Raw genomic sequence first — 18,364 nt, 5'->3', positions numbered from 1 at the left:
AATTATGGATACCAATGGCGTTCGATTATTTGTATTAGCAGCCGATATGCTAAATATTACCGCAGCGGGCAAGCGCCTTGGACTTGCGCCTTCAGTTGCCAGTGCGCGCTTAGCAAAACTAGAAGTTCAATTAGGGGCTGATTTATTTCACCGTTCTACGCGAAAGATCACCTTATCGATTGAAGGCGCAGAATTTTTGCCTTTTGCCAGAGAAATTATCGCTCAAGAGGATGCCGCATTAGTAGCGTTAGGCAAGGGCAGTGCAAAAGTGAATGGTACATTGCGTTTTGCTGCATCAAGCACTTTTGCCCAGTTATTTGTTGCACCTATTTTGCCGGAATTTTTTGAAAGATACCCAGATGTAAAGGTTGAACTAAAGCTAACAGATACGCAGGTCAGTTTAATTGACGGCGGCTTTGATCTGGCTCTGCGTAATTATACCGCTGAGGATACCAGTTTAATCGGTCGAAAATTGGCAAATGATACGCGCATTTTATGCGCATCCCCTGACTATTTAACTAAATATGGTACACCACAAAATGTTGAACAGCTCAACCAACACCAGCTGATTGTGTTTAACAATGCACGGCCAAGAAAGTTGGTTTCAAACATGAGTTCAAATGTTCACTACTTTCCACCTGCGAGCGTTAAACCGCAGATTATAGTAGACGATGGTGCAAGCATGCGAGAGGCGACCAAAGCGGGCGCGGGCATTTGTATGAGCTCAATTTGGAATGTATACAAAGAGTTAAAAGCGGGCAGCATAGTACAAGTACTACCTGAATATAAGTTAGATGACCAAGCAGCTATTTGGCTGGTTTACCCTAAATCTAATGTTTTAACCGCTAAAGTTAGGGTGTTTATAGACTATTTAATTGAAAAAATAGGAGAACCACCCGTTTGGGAAACCAACACTATGGTGAATTTGAAAAAACCAATGGTAAATTAGTTATCACAGTGTACCAAAAGCGCTATGCTATTTTGGCGGCATAGCGAGCTAAAAATAGTTCTACCGTTTGCTCTATAAGATAGTCATAACGCTGTTGGTTAGGTGTTTCAATTCCATACAACAACGGATAAAAAATCAGAGATTTTAGCTGATAAACAAATTGTTTGGCGGCTAACTCCAAATCTTCAATCGATAATAGACCATGCTCGCAGGCCTGAGCTAAAAAATTAGGCAAGGTACCTAAACAACCAATGTGTTGCTGGTTAAGGGTTTGTGCCAATTTCGCATCATGCAACAGTTGGATAAATGTCATTCTTGCGATACGTAAAAATGCATCTGATGTTAATAAATTCACCTCAGCTTGAGCAATTTGTAGCAGTTGCTCGTCAATCGCAATTGTTGGCTCAAATTTAAGCCGCTCATTGCATTCAATATCTGCCAACATGTGATTCAACACCGCCGAAAATAATAATTCTTTAGTCGCAAAATGGTTATACACAGTTCGTTTCGAAACCTGGGCAACTTTGGCAACCATATCCATGCTGGTCGCATCAACCCCACTGTTAGAAAACAGATCTACTGCAGCTTCAATTATTTGCAGACGTTTTTTATCCGAAAGCTTCATATCACTCATCATCACAACTTAATTAGGGCTAGTTTATCACAATAAAAATTACACTGAACAGTTTACTTTATTTACCTCTAGTGTAAACTACACTGTATAGTTTACTTTTGGTTTGGCTTAATGTTTAAAATTATTTCCGTTTTGTTAGTTGGAGTTTTTACCATGTTACACTGTGTATCTGCAGATAAAGTTACTTATCAATCCGCGCAATTTGCCCAAGACAAGTTTGTTAATTCGGAGCCAACCGAGCAGCCGAAACTGAGTAAAACCTTAGCGATATTTTGGCGTTATATCCGAGAAAAACGCCACAATGCATCTCCAGTATCAAGCATTCCAATTAACACTTTAAAAATTGCAGACATTGCCGAGTTAACCAACAACCAAGTACATATTATTAAGTTGGGACATTCATCCGTATTGTTAAAATTAGCTGGCGAAATATGGTTGATCGATCCAGTGTTATCAGAGCGCGTGTCTCCATTTTCATTTATCGGACCAAAGCGTTTTCACGAGAGTCCAGTCGATGTTACTCAGCTACCAAAAATAGACAAGGTTTTGATTTCACACGACCATTATGATCATCTAGACCAACAAACTATTAAACAGCTAGCACATAACACAGAACAATTTTTGGTACCTTTAGGCGTAGAACGTACGTTGAAAAAGTGGGGAGTTGCTGACGATAAAATTTCTGCATTCGATTGGTGGCAAACAACCACCAATGAAGTAGCGACAGTCACATTTACCCCAACTCAACATTTTTCTGGGCGGGGATTATTTGATGGCAATCAAACTTTATGGGGTTCTTGGGTAATTGATAGCCAACATGGAAAGATATTTTTTAGCGGTGATTCTGGCTACTTTGCCGGTTTTAAACAGATTGGTGACAAACTAGGTCCATTTGATGTGACCCTAATTGAAACCGGTGCGTACGACAAAGACTGGCACGACATTCATATGACACCAGAACAAAGTGTGCAGGCACATTTAGATTTAAGAGGTAAAACTATGATGCCAATTCACAATAGTACGTTTGATCTCGCTTTTCACGCATGGTCTGAACCACTCACACGAGTCAATCAAGCAGCTGAAGATAATTCGGTGACGTTAGCAACACCAATATTTGGTGAGGTACTAACCATAGGTGCGCCAAGACAAAACCAAAAGTGGTGGTTATCGGTAGATTAGGTGGGTTGATTTAGGTTACATCTAGCAGGCAGGTATGAGCGAATAGCGGACTTAATTAAAGTTTACTTGGATGTCTGCTTTGCAAGTCAATACGGTTTAATATTAGTTTTTACTCAGCTTTATTGGATTTATTTTAAATTACAGGGGCGAATTGGGGATGGTTTTAAAATAAAAAATTTGTTATAAGATTGAAAGTAAAAAGAAAATGGAGTTGATATAAATGAAAATTGTTGGTGGCTTCTACAGGGAAATCTCTTTAGTTCCGGAAATTGATCAGATGTTTGGTTCTGGAGGCAGGGCTGCTGCTATATTAAGTGAAATCACAAATGATGTAACACTTCATACATATACCGAGAATGATTCAGATATTGCGAAATTTGAAAAAAGGTACGCTATCAAAGTAAAAAAATATCGACGAGATGATGCAATATCATTCTCATATTTTCATCCTTTATCCACACCACATATATCTAAAAGTGAAAATTTTCAGTCTTCAATCAAAGTTAGCGGTGAAGTTGTCCTTCGTTTCGGTCTTATTGAAGGTGATGCGGTCGTAGATGCAAATAGAGTTGTTTTTGACCCTCAAACATGGAAACAAAAAGCTATTTATTCAATAAATGGGTCTAAAGCTAATAACCTCGTCATTGTTCTCAATGAGTTAGAGTTAGCTCACTCGACATCCGCCAACAGTCTTATTGCACAAGCACAAGAATTGCTGGAGCTAAATAAAGCGGAAGCCATAGTAGTAAAAAGAGGTGTTAAGGGATGTTTTGTTCTAGAAAAAAATGGAAGTGAGTATTCAATACCATCATATTTATCAAACAAAGTAACCAAAATAGGCACGGGGGATGTTTTTAGTACTATTTTTGCTTTTTATTGGGGTGTGAAAAAGAAACGTCCTAGCCATGCAGCTGAATTAGCTTCAAAACATGTAGCATGTTTCTGCGAATCTGGAGGGGTAGACCTAGATTATCAGAAAATAGATAAGCTGATTCCCATAAATTTTGAATCATTTCAACCTGTCACTATATTTGCTGATCAAGCAGGCCTTGGTAAACGATATATTTTAGAAGAAGCAAAATATTTGCTTTTACAATTTGGTATCACCGCTCAGGTAGAGGATAGTTTGGACAATTTACCGAACTACAAAAACCCAATTTTAATTTTAGGAGAAACTTTTCGAAATCTAATAACAATAGAAAATCAATTAAAAAAGAATAAATCTAAAATAGTAGTGTTTGATGCAAGCTGCGATGATTGGTTTATGGGCAATTCAACACCTGAAAATATCACTCTTGTGCAAGATTTTACTTCTGCTATCTACCAGATTGCGTGGGCTTCAGCTCAATAAACAAATATAAAGGGAATTTAATGTGGCAGATATCTTCTTAGCCTATTCAAGTAAAAATGAAAAAATTGCAAAAAAACTGCATGATTGCTTGGAGCATCAATGGAACGTAGTTTATGACTACTATTCAGTTGCAGATTTTACCGAATTTATTGAAAATGAGATAAAAATTTCTAAATGTTTGATCGCTATATTTTCAGAACAATCAAAAGAGAGCCAAATTTTTAGAAATGAACTTTTATTCGCACAGGACTGCGGCATACCTATTATAGGAGTAAAAACGGATGAAAGTGAAATCTCACTAATATTTCGGAGCATCAGTTACTGCGAATTTATCGACTGGGACGGTGATCTTACGTATTCAGAATTAAATAAATTAAGGGCTAGAATATCAAAAGTTGTAACACCCAAATCTACCCCACAGCGGCTAAAGCATGTTATCAACGATAAAATACCTCTTCCGATACTCTTTCAATCAATTTCGTCATTTGAAACTCAACTACCAACATATGAAGCTATTGAGGCTTTAGATATTTTTAAATTTCCGTCAATATTGGTTTCTGCATACGATTTGGAAAAAAGAGAAGAATACAACCAGAAAGAATTTATCGAAAATATAATAACTTACAAAGAAAGTGGTGGAGTCATACTATTAGATTCCGGCAGCTATGAAAAACATCGAAATAACAATAAATCTTGGTGCCGAGAAAAATTTCACAATTTAATCAAATCCATACCATTTGACTTAATGTTTTGCTTTGATGAATACGATTTAAAGCAGAATACTCCTGACCTTGTAGCAGAAATTATTGAATCAGTTGCTAAAGACCAGCAACAAACTTCTGTGCCTGTTTTGCCAATTATTCATGCAAGAACCAATAAAGATGGGGAATATATTTTTGATTCCTTACCTGAACTTGTTTTGGAGGTAACCAAAAGACTTAGCCCTCCATTGATTGCGATACCTGAAAGAGAGCTAGGTGATGGTTTACAGGAACGCATCAAAAATATAGTTAAGATTAGAACAATTCTAAATTCTCTTGCTTACTACCAGCCAATTCATATTTTAGGAACTGGAGACCCGATTGTTATTCCATTTTTTGTCGCAGCAGGAGCTGACAGTTTCGACGGATTAGAATGGTGCAGAAAAGTAGTGGATAGAGACCAACATAGACTTCATCATTTCCACCATTTTGATTTGTTTTCTTATCAGGCTGAATATGCTGATTCAGCGGTAACTAGAGACGCAATAAATCAGGAAGGGGTAAAATTTATTGCCAAGGTCATCTTCCACAATTTAGATTTTTATACTGATTTCATGTCAAAACTGAGAAAGTCAGCGACAAATGGTAGTATAAGAGGATTTATTACTGAAAACTTACCTAAACCAATATGGAGTGAGTTAATGAATAAGCTAAATGGAATACTAAAAATATGAGGACAAACATTGAACAGCTAAATGATGCAATTCAAGCTATTTATCCTGATATCGAAAATGAAGTCCAATCTGATTCTTCGACTTGTGAAATTCGTTTATGGTGGGAACTATCGGCGTGTGTTCTAAGTAGCCAAGTTTCTTATGGTTTAGCAATTGCTATGGCAGATGAAATTACTAAAAGTAACTTGTTAATCGAAAAGCATAAAAACATTGAATTGTTATATATGCAACTCAAAGAATTATTGATAACACCTGTAAGAGTGGGTGAGAAATACATGCGACATCGCTTCTATGATGCAAAGGCTAAGCAGCTCGCAAAATGTAGTGAGTTAGTTTATGAGCATGCTGGCTCATTACGCATGCTGCTTGATAGTTTTAATAATCATTTTGAAGCGCGAGAATGGCTAGTAAAAAATATGCCAGGGCTAGGACCAAAACAAGCAAGTATGTTTTTAAGAAATTCTGGCACAACATATGACTTAGCAATCCTTGATAGGCATGTACTCAACTATATGAGTTTACTCGGTATGTATAACGAGCCAGAAAAATTTATATCTAGCAAAAAGAAGTATCTATATTACGAGAAACTATTAAGCGACTATGCTGACGATTTGAATTGTAAAATAGGACTTTTAGATTGGGCAATATGGGTAGTTATGAGAGTTATTGAAAATAAAAAGGAGTTTACCCCGCAATGCGCATAGTTACATTAGTTTCTGGAGGCCTTGATTCTACTTTGGTAGTCAAATTGGCAAAAGATGAAGGTGTCGATATATATCCCTTATTTATCGATTACGGTCAAATTGCAAGGGAAACCGAATTAAAATCCTGTGAAGAAGCTTTGGCCGCGGTTGGAGTCCATAAATTTGAAATTGCTGAATTATCTGGCTTTGGCAAACTTATCAAATCAGGGCTGACAGATCCTACTTTAGATATAGTTAATGATGCATTTACCCCTGGTCGAAACATGCTATTTCTCTTAACGGCTGCGGCGTATGCATATCAAAATAACGCTGATGCTATATCAATCGGACTGCTCCATGAATCAACATCTTTATTTCCTGATCAATCCACTGAATTTCTTGAAAAAGCCGAAGAATTAATAGAAGTAATAATGGGCTATAAGATAAAGGTCTTAGCTCCATTAAGAGAGTTTATGAAAGCTAATGTTATCGAGTTAGCAAAATTAAAGGGAATAACTAAAACATATTCATGCCATACAGGTAATTTAGAACCATGCGGTGAGTGTATTGCATGTAAAGAATTTGAGATGGAGGTATAGAGATGGGAGGCAGTTCATCAGGATCTTGGAGTAGGCTTGGCAATGTAAGAGCACTTGAAGAGAAAGCAAAGTTAGCGCTTCAGCCTAAAAAGAAAAATGTATTCATTAGCTTTTCTTCCGAAGATATGAACGAAGTAAACTTACTTCGAGGCCAAGCAAAAAATGAAAATAGTGATATAGAATTTAACGATCACTCAGTGAAGTCTGCATACAATAGTGATGTAGCCGAGTACATAAAACGGAAAATCACAGAGCGCATAAACAGAACTTCAACAACAGTTGTTTACTTAACTGAAAACACTTCTAAGAGCCAATGGGTTAAGTGGGAAGTTGAAAAAAGCCATGCTCTTGGAAAAAAAGTAATTGCAGTCCATAAAGGCGATAATTTTAATGGGAAAATCCCTAGCTGGCTCAACGCGTCAAAAATAGTCTCCTGGTCAAATTTATCAAACGCTCTAGATTGAGGAAAACAAAAATATGAATCAAAAAGTTTGCTTTGTTGTTATGGGATTTGGTGAAAAGACAGACTATGAGTTAGGTAAGACTTTTGACCTAGATGCAACTTTTGAAGCTATTATTAAGCCCGCAGTAGAAGAGGCTGGGTTAAAGTGCGTTCGTGCTGATGAAATATTACATTCAGGCATTATTGATACAGAAATGTATATGATGCTTTATCAAGCTGACTTAGTTATAGCAGACATCACCACTGGAAATGTAAATGCTGTATATGAGTTGGGGGTGAGGCATGCATTAAAGCCAAGTTCAACAATAATAATGAAAGAACAAGGTGGAAGGTTTTCATTTGACCTAGATCATACTAGTACATTCCAGTATGAACATTTGGGTAAAGATATTGGCGCAAGAGAGGCTAAACGCGCTAGTTGTGCATTAAAAGATTTAATTGTGGCTGCCATTGATGGTCAACAAAAAATTGATAGTCCTGTATATACATATCTTCCCGCTCTTAAGTATCCCATGCTATCTGAACAAGAGTTCCAAGAAAAAGTCGAAGAGTTGGAGGGAGAGGGAGATCGTCTACATATGCTGTTGGAATCTGGAAAAACAGCATTCAATAATAGCGATTTCAGCTCAGCAATAGCCTTTTATAAGGCAGCGGCTGAAATGGCACAACACGAGCCAACTATACTGCAAAAGTTAGTATTGGCTACCTATAAGTCGGAACTTCCAACCAAAGAAGCCGCTTTAACGAATGCATTGGAGATAGCTAAACAATTAACACCCTATCAATCCAATGATCCTGAAACATGTGGGTTAACGGGAGCTATTCATAAAAGGTTATGGCAAAACCATCATAAGGCTGATGATTTAGAATTAGCAATAAAACAATACGGCAGAGGGTTCGAAATCAGACGAGACTACTATAACGGAGAAAATTATGCTGCCTGTTTAGATATGCTAGCTGATCATAGCAATGATTCAAATGAAATCATATACAACAGGATGAGAGCAAATAAAGTCAGACTGACTATTATAGAGTCGTTGGAAAAAGTAGTCGCCGACGGTGAAGAGCTCGCGGAAAGAAGTGATAGAAAGTGGATGTTAGCGAGTTTATCCAACTGTTACTTAGCTGTAGGCAATGATAAAGAAGCTAACCTTTGTGAAGAACGCTTTTTAGCAGAGGAACCCGCTGAGTGGGAACAAAAAACCTTTTTTGAAGGAAAAGTTACTGCTCAAGAAGCATTTAAAAAGTTAAGGGCCTTGAAAGCTTGTAACCTATAGTATTAGCTTATAAGTTTTAATAACTCCTTTCGGATAAAATTAAAAAACGTTGGGTTTGCCTCTGGCTTACCCAACCTACCAGGGATACAAAATTTGAGCTGGTTAAACGTCAGCTTTTCACCTGGCAGCCGACGTTTAAAATTCAACAGTCAATTTCTGCTTATGGCACACAGGGACGTCAGAGTCTGATCACGTAGAGCCATTTGGTATGAGTCTTTACTCGTGCAGGGTACAAAATTAGCGAATGTCAGCATTCTAGTATCTAAATTCTAACTAGTATCGAATTTTTGATTCTGTTCAATAAAACTAAATACTTTATAGCTTTTCTAAGCTAAACTTACACAAGGTAGTATAAAGTAGTATATATTCGCATTTTGGGGGCTCAATATGGCAATGGTAAAGAAAAGTATCACGGTAACTGATCAACAAGAACAATGGATGCAAGCTCAGCTTGCAACCGGTAATTATGCCAGTGACAGCGAGTTGTTGCGTGATTTGATCAGAAAAGAGCAAATGCGCACTAACGAAGTTGAAATTATAAGACAAGAACTTATCAAAGCAGAACAAAGTGGTTTTAGCTCTCGCTCCCCTGAAGATATTGTTAATGCAGTGATTGCAAGAAAACAAACTAGTGGCGAAGTATAGATTAAGCACTGCTGCCGATCTGGACTTCGAGCAGCTATTTGAATATGGTATCGATAACTTTGGTTTAGCTCAGGCTAAATCATACGTTGATGGGTTGATTATTCGGTTTCAAAGCATTGCGGAAAACCCATTGCATTATCAGGCAATCGATCATATTCGTGAGGGATATAGACGCTGTGTGTATGGCAAACATGCTATTTACTACGTCATATCTAATGACTGTGTTGATGTCATGCGAATATTAAGAGCAGAAAACCTTAACACTGCTTTTGAGTAATAAATGTGTCCAGTTAGTTTCAGATAGGCACCTTAATAGTTTAGTTGTTATTATTGGTATTACATTCATTAGGTTTCCCGCTTCTGGCACATAACCGCATTTGCTAAAAAGTTTAAATACCCTGCTGCCGTTTTACGGGCAGTTTGTCCAACAACTGCCCGAAAAAAGATTACATAACCAAGTTGCTATTTGCTTGAATTACTGGCCAAAGTAACCGTTTGCGAAACCAATTCAACTGATGCAAATTCACCAGCATGTTGCTGTGCATCTAAAGTTGCAATTTGCACGCTTGTTGCTTGTACAAGCCTTGGATCTTCTAGGTTTATAAAGTTGGAATAGGCAAGCTTTGTGTCTAATTCAAACTTTTCACCTTTGGCATTTTTAGCTGTTAGGCGGTAGCCTGTTGCGCCGCGCACAGGGGGTAGCTTAACAACATAACCTTTTGCTGTGGCGATTGCGACTGCGTCGCTAGGCGGCTGTAAACCCGATGCACTTTGCAACACTACTTTATGCTCTTCGCTCCAATCACTGTCTACTGTGCCGGTAATTAAGCGTCTAAATTTAAAGTAGTGATCTTTGCCTTGTTCAATAGCTGGTATACGTGTTGCGCCTTTAGTTTGTACTAAATGTTTATGGGTATATTCACCTGAATTTAAACCATATTGCACTTCAAAAGCAAAATCGTTGCGTCCAACTGAAAAACCAATGTGGAATGCATCTAATTTACCTTCTGTTGCCCAAATAATTGGCGGTAACTCGTTTGGCGCTGTGTGTACTTTTAGTGGTTGACTATTGGCTTGGCCACGACCAGCGTCATTAATTGCATACAGATGTAGCTCGTATTCGGTTTGTGGTTGTAAACCGCTGACTTCGGCAAAATGATTAATGGTCGATTTACCCTTTATTTGGGTGCCGTCAGGTGCTATAGCAACCAACTGATATTCATTAGCAAGCGCTGAGCGCTCATAAATCACGCGTATGGTATCTAATGAGGTAAAGTGGGCTTTAATCTCACTACTGAGCGGCACTTGTTTATCGTGCGAAATTTGTTGGGCAATATAACCTGCAGAGTCAATTAAACTCACTTGGAGTTTTGCATAATCGCCAGAATAAGGCACAACAAACGCGGGGGCATTTTGCCCTGGCGTTAAGGTTGCAATTGGCAACTGGCCTATTTGTATGGTTTCACCTATGCGGTTAAGGGCTTGCCAAATAAGGCGATAACCTTGCATTGTGTATGCCGGAAAGCTATTTAACGCGCGTGATTTTAGCTTAATTTTAGGTAATTTACCGCTGGTGTCTAAGTCAAATTTTTCTAGTGGCGAATAGAAATTTTGCAGCTTAACAAACGAGCGTTTTTTATTGCGATACGAGGTTAATACCCCCCAAGCACGGTTTTGCGAAAAGTCTGTTGTCCACGATGGTTTTTCGTCGTACCAAGTGCTGCGATAGTCGCTAAATGCAAAATGAGATGTGCCAATTAGGTAAGGGTATTTACGTAAAGGCCCCATTAACGCTTCAACATCTAGTACAGATTCATTCGGGTCAACGCCATCTAACGCTGTACCAATTTCTGAGAAAAATATCGGTTTGTCAGGGTGATAAGAGTCAACAACCTGTAAGCGCTCTTCATGTTTACCGTATTTGTTAAACATAACAATTTCTGAAAACTTTGAAGGATCATTTTTTTGGTAGTCTGCCGAGTAGGATATATACACAGCCAGTCTTGTTGGATCTAATTCTTTGGCGTGCGCAATCGCGCCTTCTACATATTCAAGCACTTTAGGGTTTTTATTTAAATCGCCAATTTCGTTACCTACGCTTCGTGCAATCACTGATGGGTGGTTGTAGTTGTCTGAAACCAAGCGCTCTAGCCATTGTTTTGGTAGTGGGTGATCTGGGTCAACTAATGCATCTTTACCCCATAAAGCCACTTCTTCTACTACTAAAAAACCCACTTCATCTAAGTAATCTAAATATTCTTTTGGTAGGGCGGGACCTGACAAACGAGCAAAATTAGCATTTAACGATTTTAATAAATCAACATCTTCTTTAATGCGTGACAGCGGTAGTGCATTACCGTCAAATCTATCTTCTGGCACCATGTTTAATCCAACCAGGCGGACTTGCTCACCGTTTAAAAATAATTTGCGGTCTTTTACTTCAACTGTGCGGATACCAAATCTGTCTTTATGCTGATGAACTATTTGGTTGTTGATACTCAGGGTTGTTTCGATATGGTAGAGATTTGGGTTATTAAAATGCCAAAGTGCAACTTTGTTTGGCGCTAATTGATAAGATGCGGTTAGTTTGGTTTGATTATTCGCAGCCATGGTTACGGTAGGCGTGTCATTATAAATGGCAACAACTTGGCCTTTGCGTAATAGTTTGTGCTCAACTTTGGCATTGATTTTTTCATCACTTAAGTTAGCGATAAAGGTTTCTAGTTTGATGTTAGCACTGCCTTCGGCTAAATTCGGTTGTGCGGTTACATATACTTTTTCAATATGAGTTTGTGGACGGACTTCCAAATACACAGGGCGACGAATGCCCCCCCAGTTCCAAACGGCGCCGCGTCTAAATCGGTTGTTAACTTTAACAATTAAGGTATTGCTTCCTTGGGTATTTAGGTGTTTGGATATATCAAACTCAAATGCCATAAAACCCAGTTTGTTTGCGCCTAAATATACATCGTTTAACCAAACTTCTGAGTCGTTATATACGCTGTCAAATACCAAACGAACTTGTTGCTGTTGCCATTTTGCATCGCCTTTAAATTCAGTTCGATACCAAGCATCTCCCATATAGTCTGCGTATTTATCGTAAACATCCCATACACCCGGCACTGCTATTTTGTCCCAGTTTTGTGTGTTGGTGGTGGTTTTCCACCAATGCTGTTTATCCGCTTTTTTATAAGGGTCAATTTGAAATTGCCACTGCCCAGCCAGCGATACTTTTTCAGAGTAATGTTGATTGTTGTGATTCGACTGAGCAGCAGTCGCGCTTGGCGCTGATGGCTTAGTAGTTAAGCTACACGCACTGAGCAAAATGATACTGGTTATGCTCAATACTAATTTGAGTTTTTGCAATAATTTAATCATGTCGGTTATCTCTTAAATAGGTAATTTATAACGTCGGGTATAAATGTTTTGGTTTACTTCTTTGGCGGCATCTACTAAAGGTTGGTAAGGAATGTCGGCGACGTTTACAAAACCTACGTTGTAGTTTTCGCCATCGTAGGCGCGACCAGTTAGCGGCGAGTCTATATATTGAAACCAATGCGCACCGACATAGTAAGGATTGTCGATAACGCTATACATGTACTCTTGATATTTTTTGCCGCGATCAGCTTGGTTTGTCGCGTGAATTAAACCTGGGTTAAATAAGCCAGAATCCATAGCGCCATTGTGGAATTCTCCAATAATGCTTGGCATGTCGAGCTCTTCTAAAAACTTCCAATAAGGTTGATCGATTCCTTCGCGGTAATAGTTGTAGCTCATTACATCAACCCATTTTGCCGCTGCTTTTCGCACTTCTGGTGTCATTGCCCAATGTGCAAACCTTGGCCCCATGTACATATGGTTTGGCATATATTGTTCAAGTAATTTGGCGACCGTGCTAAAGTATTTGTCTGCGTAGTTATAAAGCAACACGGCAAAATCAGCTTTCATGCTAGAGCTAATTGAGCCAACTGTGTATGGCTGCTCTAAGCTTTGCCAAGTGTCGAAATTGCTCTGCCATGCAGTATTTAAATCTGAGATATTGCGATATTGCGTTTTAAGGGTTTCGACAATATTTTGTTTAATTGGGCTGTTTGCTGCATTCAGCGATAAAGCGTTGATGATAATGCCGTACTGCGCCTCTGTGCCCCATTCAGATCCCCAGCTTTTTTCGTTGTCGATAAATACACCGACACACCAAGGGTTGTTTTGCACTTCATCCGCTATTTGTTTAACTGTGACTTCAGCACGCGCGGCAAAAACAGGGTCGAACACATCTGGCATTGCGCCCCAATAGTCATTGCCAGAACTGACGGTTTTAAAGTCGCCAATAATCCAACCATTGGCAAAATAGGGTAGGCGATTGAGTTGGTAATAACTTGGGTCTACCCAATTGCCGAATGAGGTAAATCCCCATGTATGCATGCGTTTAATCGTGGTGTCGCGCCATTTTTCCATCAATAACGCTTCGTCATTAGTTTGATACTTACGAGCTAAATTAGCGCGATAAAAACTATAGGTTTCACCATGTTCAATTGCACCTTTGTGCACTTCGCGCCGGTAACCAAAACTAGCAGCCTCGTCGCTTTGATAACTGGGTAGCCAAGTAAACATATTGGCCCGAGTTTGTGAGCTAACATAGCGGCTTGGTATGGCTTTGTCTGGTGCTCGATTTAACCCAATTGAATCTTCTGGCGTGAAATCTTTCGGGTCTCTTTGTTTGATATACTTTTTGTCAAAGTCATAACCCGTGATGGTTGAAGTATTGGCCATACGAATATTGGCGATACCGTTCGAAAAGAATAAATAACCTTCTGGATCGACAATTGACCATTTACCTTGGTATTTTTCTGTTCGATAAAAGCCTGTGGCTTTAAGTTTTGGGCCATCAGCCCAGCCATTAAATTTAGAACGAGAAGGCAATGGATGGTCGACTAGAGTTTGTTGTTCTTGCTGGCTAAAGGCCTGTAATTCTTCAATTGAGTGAACTTTACGCTCAAACTCTTGTTTGGCATTTTGGCCAAATTTATCGACTATGCCAGTTAAAAAATTGTTGTCGAACTGCTTAGGCTCAACAACTTTTATGTTGTCAATTTCTAATTGCTTATCTTCCAACACACCAGAAACTAAAAATCTTATTTTACTAATAGCACTGCTATCTGGCTGTTTTATCCCTCCGCGCCAAATGGTATGTACATAATCATGCTGCCAACTGGGTGGGTTGTTGCGTATGCCTGAATTAACTTGCAAGCCTAAACTTTTTAGCTCAATTAAATAGCTGTTGTTGCTATTAGCTGGAACCACAACATTGCGTAGTTGAAATGCGTTGTTTGCATCATAGGTATAAATGTATAAATGAGTTGATGAAGCTGCGGGGTTTTTGATATCAATGCTAATACCAACATTTGGGTATTGGCTTAAATCCCAAGGCTTTTGCGGGACAATGCTAAAAGATGCATCGTGGTGGTTTTCTGAGTTTAAGCTAATGTTCAACGCCTTGCCGACATTGCCATCAACTAGTTGGGCTGTTGCATTTTCCAACACAACCATATTTTTGTGACCTTGGTCTTCAAAGTCGATTAGGTTTGCTTGATTGTTTTTGCTACAGCCAGTCGCTAATAAAGCACTACAGATGATTGCAGATTTTGTTAAATGCCAATTCATAGTTAATTCCTAATGTTATTGTTGTTAATTTAATTGTTATGAGTAGACTGGTTTGACACTTAATTAAATGTTAATTGTTATCTAAATGGTGGTTTATGCAAAATTGGGTTTTAGTTACAGGGGCTGATCGAGGATTAGGATTAGCATTCGTTACACATTATTTATCATTGGGCTGTCACGTTATTGCGACGACTAGGCGAGAGCAATACACCAACGAGTTGGCTGAATTGCAGCGTGTTCATTCAACTAAACTCGATATTCAACACCTTGATCTTGCTGATGAACAGTCGATCAACTCGTTCGCACAGCAGCTTGCAGACAAAAAGCGCAAGCTAGATCTTGTTATTAACAACGCGGGTATTTCGCAAATCCAACAATTTGGCAGGTGGGACTCAGCTACTTTTTTACAGCACTTTATGGTGAACAGTGTAGCGCCCGCGTTAGTTGCTCAAGCAGCCATTCCATTTATAACGGCAGGTGGTAAGCTTGTACAAATAACCTCGGGTGTCGCATCCTTACAGTTAAATATAGGAGCAGATATTGGGTTAGATGCGTATGCAGCAAGTAAAGCGGCATTAAACAGTATTTCGCGCAGATTGTCGGCCAAAGTTGCGGAGCAAAATATTATAGTGACCTTACTTAACCCTGGTTGGGTGCAAACCGATATGGGAGGTGAGCAAGCAACTATGTCAATTGAAGACGCGATAAAATTAATGACTCAATCAATTGAAAAACTGACTCTTGAACAATCTGGAAAATTTATCGAAGCTGATGGTTCTATTATACCTTGGTAGTTTTTATGGCTTGGTTAAGCTAAGCCATAATTTTATTTTTGCGATAAAAATGCCATATAAATCAACCTATTCATACAAGGCGCTCGAACCTTTATTTCTCAGTTTTTCAGATTAGTACAAAAACCAACCAACTTTTTACTTGTTGTTTTAGCTATGGTGTTATATTGTTGTATAACACTATAGCTAGAAGGACATGTGTAGATGAATAATCACTGGCATGACGATTTGCCAATTTATAAACAATTGGTCGAAAAGCTGAAGAAAGCCATTTTGAACAATTCGTATCCTGAAGAAACAGCATTGCCGTCGGTACGTGCTGTTTCGGCAGAATTGCAAATAAACCATATCACAGTGTCTAAGGCTTATCGCGAGTTATTAGATGATGGGCTGATAGAAAAAAGAAGAGGACTAGGTATGTTTGTTAAAACCGGTGCAATTGAAGCTTTGCATACCGCGGAAAAAAATAAATTTTTAGCTGAAGACCTACCGAAGTTTTTGCAAAAAATGCAGCAATTAAACATTAGCCAACAAGACGTAATTGAAAAAATTAAACAATTCAGCAAGGAGCAAGACAATGGCTAACATTATTCAAGCACGCAATTTGTACAAGAGTTACGGCAAACAAGCTGCCTTAACAGATGTTAACTTAACCATAGAGCAAGGTGAAATTGTTGGTGTGGTTGGCACTAATGGTGCGGGTAAAAGTACCTTGTTAAAGTCGATTTTAGGCTTGACTTCAGCAACAGGAGAGCTCAGCGTTTGTGGTTTAAACCCGCGCCATCAGCAAGCTAAAATGATGGAAAAAGTCAGTTTTATCGCTGACACTGCTATCCTGCCAAAATGGATCACGCCAGCCCAACTGTTTGAGTATAGCCAACAGGTTCATCCAAATTTTGATATTAAATTAGCCGAGCAGTTTTTAGCTAGAACCAATATCAAACCCAATATGAAAGTTAAAAACATGTCAAAAGGCATGGTTACGCAGTTGCACTTGGCCATAGTGATTGCGATAGACTCAGAGCTATTGGTGTTGGACGAGCCAACATTAGGATTAGATGTTATTCGTAGAAAAAGCTTTTATAACAGTTTGTTGGAAGACTATTTTGACGACAACAACACCATAGTGATCACCACTCACCAAATTGAAGAAGTAGAGCACATTCTGACCCGCGTAATATTTATTGATAATGGTCAAGTGTTATTAGACGTGCAAATGCAAGATTTTGCCGAGCAATTTGTCCAGTTAACCACACATGCGAGCAATAAAGCACAAGTTGAATTGTTTTCTCCCATGCACTCAACCAAGGTATTGGATGGTCTGGCTTATATTTTTGATATGCAAAAATCTGACGTGAGTATGGAGCAACTGCAACAATTTGGTAGCACCAAAACACCGAATTTAGCAGATATTTTTGTTGCACTAGTGGAAGGTAAAACAGCACACAAAACACAGCAGGAGGTGACTTATGCTTAGTCTTTATTATGCACAAATTAAACGCGAATTTTGGGAACATAAAGGTGTAATTTTATGGTATCCATTGGTGGTGTCAGCCATTGCCATCAGTATTGTTTTGGTTGCACTATTTGTATTCGGTAATGTAGAAAAAACCGTGACGGTAAAAACCGATGGAACGGTAAGCGTGGAGCTAGACAATCAAACGCAATCCAATGCGAAACCAGAGTTGCAATTAGAGCCGCAAGCTCAAGATTCAAGCACGCATAATTTATCTGTTGGTACACCAGATAAACCAAAACATGTTGCGCCACAGCATAATAAAAAAGATTACCGAAAATTTGCAGGTTTCCTGTTTTCTATGTTGTGCATGGATTTAGCTATTTTTGCTATAGCCATTATTGGCAATGGACTGGCTGGAGATAGAAAAGACGGCAGTATTTTATTCTGGCGCTCTATGCCTGTAAGTGAGCGGGATAACGTACTGGGCAAATACCTAACTGCATTAGGCGTTATGCCGCTGTTTCATGTTGTTGTGTCTGTTGTCACCATTGGCATAATCTCTATTATGATAATGGTTGCAGAAAGTATTTACGGTGGCAGCGCAAGTATGTCTGGCTTGTCGACCGCCGTGCTTTGGGACTTCTTACAAGCTGTGTTACTTGTGCCCTTTGTATTGTTATGGTTATTACCATTTTTTGCTTGGATTGGTTTTATCTCAAGTTTTGCTAATAGGCTGGCATTCTTGTGGGTTATAGCACCTTTTGTACTAGTGCCAATACTTGAAGGTATATTTTTACAATCGAAACATTTTTGGCCAGCCGTTAAACAATACATAGATTCAACTATGGATATTAGCGACGCCGTGTTGCGTGGTAATTGGCATGATGTCAATTTGCTGCCTGGCATTGTAGGTATGTTGCTAGGCGCAGGGCTTATTTATGCAACTATCTATATGCGTATTGCGCGGATAGATTAAAAACAGTATCCTTCAACTAGAAACAGAGCTTTGTATTTAAACAAAGCTCTGTATTTAGAAGTATTTTTAGCAGTTATTGATATAATAATCCTTCTGGTTTTAGGCTAGCAAGCGCTGGGCGTTTTGCCATTTTCTCAACATAAGCGGCAAGGTTAGGGTGGTTTTTAAGCTGTCCATCTACAAATAAATACGCCAAATTTTGCCAAGCAAAAATATCTAATAAACTAAATTACCTGAGCTGCGCATAAGAAAATGAACTAAA

The 18,364-nt window shown here is 38.8% G+C and carries 17 protein-coding genes; 14 read left to right on the top strand and 3 right to left on the bottom strand.

The genetic code is table 11. The features are described 5' to 3' along the window. The first annotated feature begins 4 nt into the window (after positions 1-4). A complete protein-coding gene (locus DS2_RS08885; RefSeq protein ID WP_051479752.1) occupies positions 5-949 on the top strand; it encodes a LysR family transcriptional regulator in 945 nt (314 codons plus the stop codon). Positions 950-971: 22 nt separating this feature from the next. On the opposite strand, the gene DS2_RS08880 is transcribed toward DS2_RS08885, so the two are convergent. Then, entirely contained in the window at positions 972-1,574 is a 603-nt protein-coding gene (locus DS2_RS08880; RefSeq protein WP_035014443.1) for a TetR/AcrR family transcriptional regulator, read from the bottom strand. Positions 1,575-1,736: 162 nt separating this feature from the next. Between DS2_RS08880 and DS2_RS08875 the strand changes: the two genes are divergently transcribed. From DS2_RS08875 to DS2_RS08835, 9 genes are all read left to right on the top strand, one after another. After that, the gene (locus tag DS2_RS08875; RefSeq protein ID WP_035014442.1) at positions 1,737-2,762 is read left to right on the top strand and encodes an MBL fold metallo-hydrolase; all 1,026 of its coding nucleotides are present in this window, start codon (positions 1,737-1,739) and stop codon (positions 2,760-2,762) included. Between the two features lie 220 nt (positions 2,763-2,982). Continuing rightward, a complete protein-coding gene (locus tag DS2_RS19815; protein ID WP_051479751.1) occupies positions 2,983-4,113 on the top strand; it encodes a PfkB family carbohydrate kinase in 1,131 nt (376 codons plus the stop codon). 22 nt (positions 4,114-4,135) lie between these two features. Further along, positions 4,136-5,548 (top strand): toll/interleukin-1 receptor domain-containing protein, encoded by a 1,413-nt coding sequence (locus tag DS2_RS08865; RefSeq protein ID WP_051479750.1) that lies wholly within the window; start codon positions 4,136-4,138, stop codon positions 5,546-5,548. Then, positions 5,545-6,252 carry a hypothetical protein gene (locus DS2_RS08860; protein WP_035014382.1) on the top strand — a complete coding sequence of 236 codons (708 nt, stop codon included), beginning with the start codon at positions 5,545-5,547 and terminating at the stop codon, positions 6,250-6,252. Before DS2_RS08865 ends, DS2_RS08860 begins: the two co-directional genes overlap by 4 nt. After that, on the top strand, positions 6,243-6,830 hold the full coding sequence (locus DS2_RS08855) for a 7-cyano-7-deazaguanine synthase (RefSeq protein WP_035014381.1): 588 nt from the start codon (positions 6,243-6,245) through the stop codon (positions 6,828-6,830). The genes DS2_RS08860 and DS2_RS08855 overlap by 10 nt, the downstream gene beginning before the upstream one ends. 2 nt (positions 6,831-6,832) lie before the next feature. Next, a complete protein-coding gene (locus DS2_RS08850) occupies positions 6,833-7,294 on the top strand; it encodes a TIR domain-containing protein (protein WP_035014380.1) in 462 nt (153 codons plus the stop codon). A 13-nt stretch (positions 7,295-7,307) separates the two neighbouring features. Then, the gene (locus DS2_RS08845) at positions 7,308-8,570 is read left to right on the top strand and encodes a tetratricopeptide repeat-containing protein (RefSeq protein WP_035014379.1); all 1,263 of its coding nucleotides are present in this window, start codon (positions 7,308-7,310) and stop codon (positions 8,568-8,570) included. Between the two features lie 387 nt (positions 8,571-8,957). Beyond that, positions 8,958-9,215 (top strand): ribbon-helix-helix domain-containing protein, encoded by a 258-nt coding sequence (locus DS2_RS08840; protein ID WP_035014378.1) that lies wholly within the window; start codon positions 8,958-8,960, stop codon positions 9,213-9,215. Then, positions 9,202-9,492: a type II toxin-antitoxin system RelE/ParE family toxin gene (locus DS2_RS08835; protein ID WP_035014377.1), complete on the top strand. Its 291-nt coding sequence runs from the start codon at positions 9,202-9,204 to the stop codon at positions 9,490-9,492. The genes DS2_RS08840 and DS2_RS08835 overlap by 14 nt, the downstream gene beginning before the upstream one ends. 185 nt (positions 9,493-9,677) lie before the next feature. Here the strand turns inward: DS2_RS08835 and DS2_RS08830 are convergent, their stop codons facing one another. Next, on the bottom strand, positions 9,678-12,593 hold the full coding sequence (locus DS2_RS08830; protein WP_035014376.1) for a glycoside hydrolase family 2: 2,916 nt from the start codon (positions 12,591-12,593) through the stop codon (positions 9,678-9,680). A 12-nt stretch (positions 12,594-12,605) separates the two neighbouring features. Further along, positions 12,606-14,876, bottom strand: coding sequence for a beta-galactosidase (locus tag DS2_RS20555; protein WP_051479749.1), 2,271 nt, complete (start codon positions 14,874-14,876; stop codon positions 12,606-12,608). Positions 14,877-14,971: 95 nt separating this feature from the next. Between DS2_RS20555 and DS2_RS08820 the strand changes: the two genes are divergently transcribed. The 4 genes from DS2_RS08820 to DS2_RS08805 all read left to right on the top strand — a co-directional run bounded on the left by DS2_RS08820 (position 14,972) and on the right by DS2_RS08805 (position 18,102). Beyond that, positions 14,972-15,670: an SDR family oxidoreductase gene (locus DS2_RS08820; protein WP_035014375.1), complete on the top strand. Its 699-nt coding sequence runs from the start codon at positions 14,972-14,974 to the stop codon at positions 15,668-15,670. 201 nt (positions 15,671-15,871) lie between these two features. Further along, a complete protein-coding gene (locus DS2_RS08815) occupies positions 15,872-16,252 on the top strand; it encodes a GntR family transcriptional regulator (RefSeq protein ID WP_035014374.1) in 381 nt (126 codons plus the stop codon). Further along, complete coding sequence (locus DS2_RS08810) at positions 16,245-17,144, top strand: ABC transporter ATP-binding protein (RefSeq protein ID WP_035014373.1); 900 nt, start codon at positions 16,245-16,247, stop codon at positions 17,142-17,144. Before DS2_RS08815 ends, DS2_RS08810 begins: the two co-directional genes overlap by 8 nt. Next, complete coding sequence (locus DS2_RS08805) at positions 17,137-18,102, top strand: ABC transporter permease subunit (protein WP_035014372.1); 966 nt, start codon at positions 17,137-17,139, stop codon at positions 18,100-18,102. The genes DS2_RS08810 and DS2_RS08805 overlap by 8 nt, the downstream gene beginning before the upstream one ends. Positions 18,103-18,364: the final 262 nt, after the last annotated feature.

The sequence above is a fragment of the Catenovulum agarivorans DS-2 genome (assembly GCF_000568405.1).
Classification (GTDB): domain Bacteria; phylum Pseudomonadota; class Gammaproteobacteria; order Enterobacterales; family Alteromonadaceae; genus Catenovulum; species Catenovulum agarivorans_A.
Note: the sequence above shows the minus strand (reverse complement) of the source record. Positions and strands in the feature narration are given on the sequence as shown.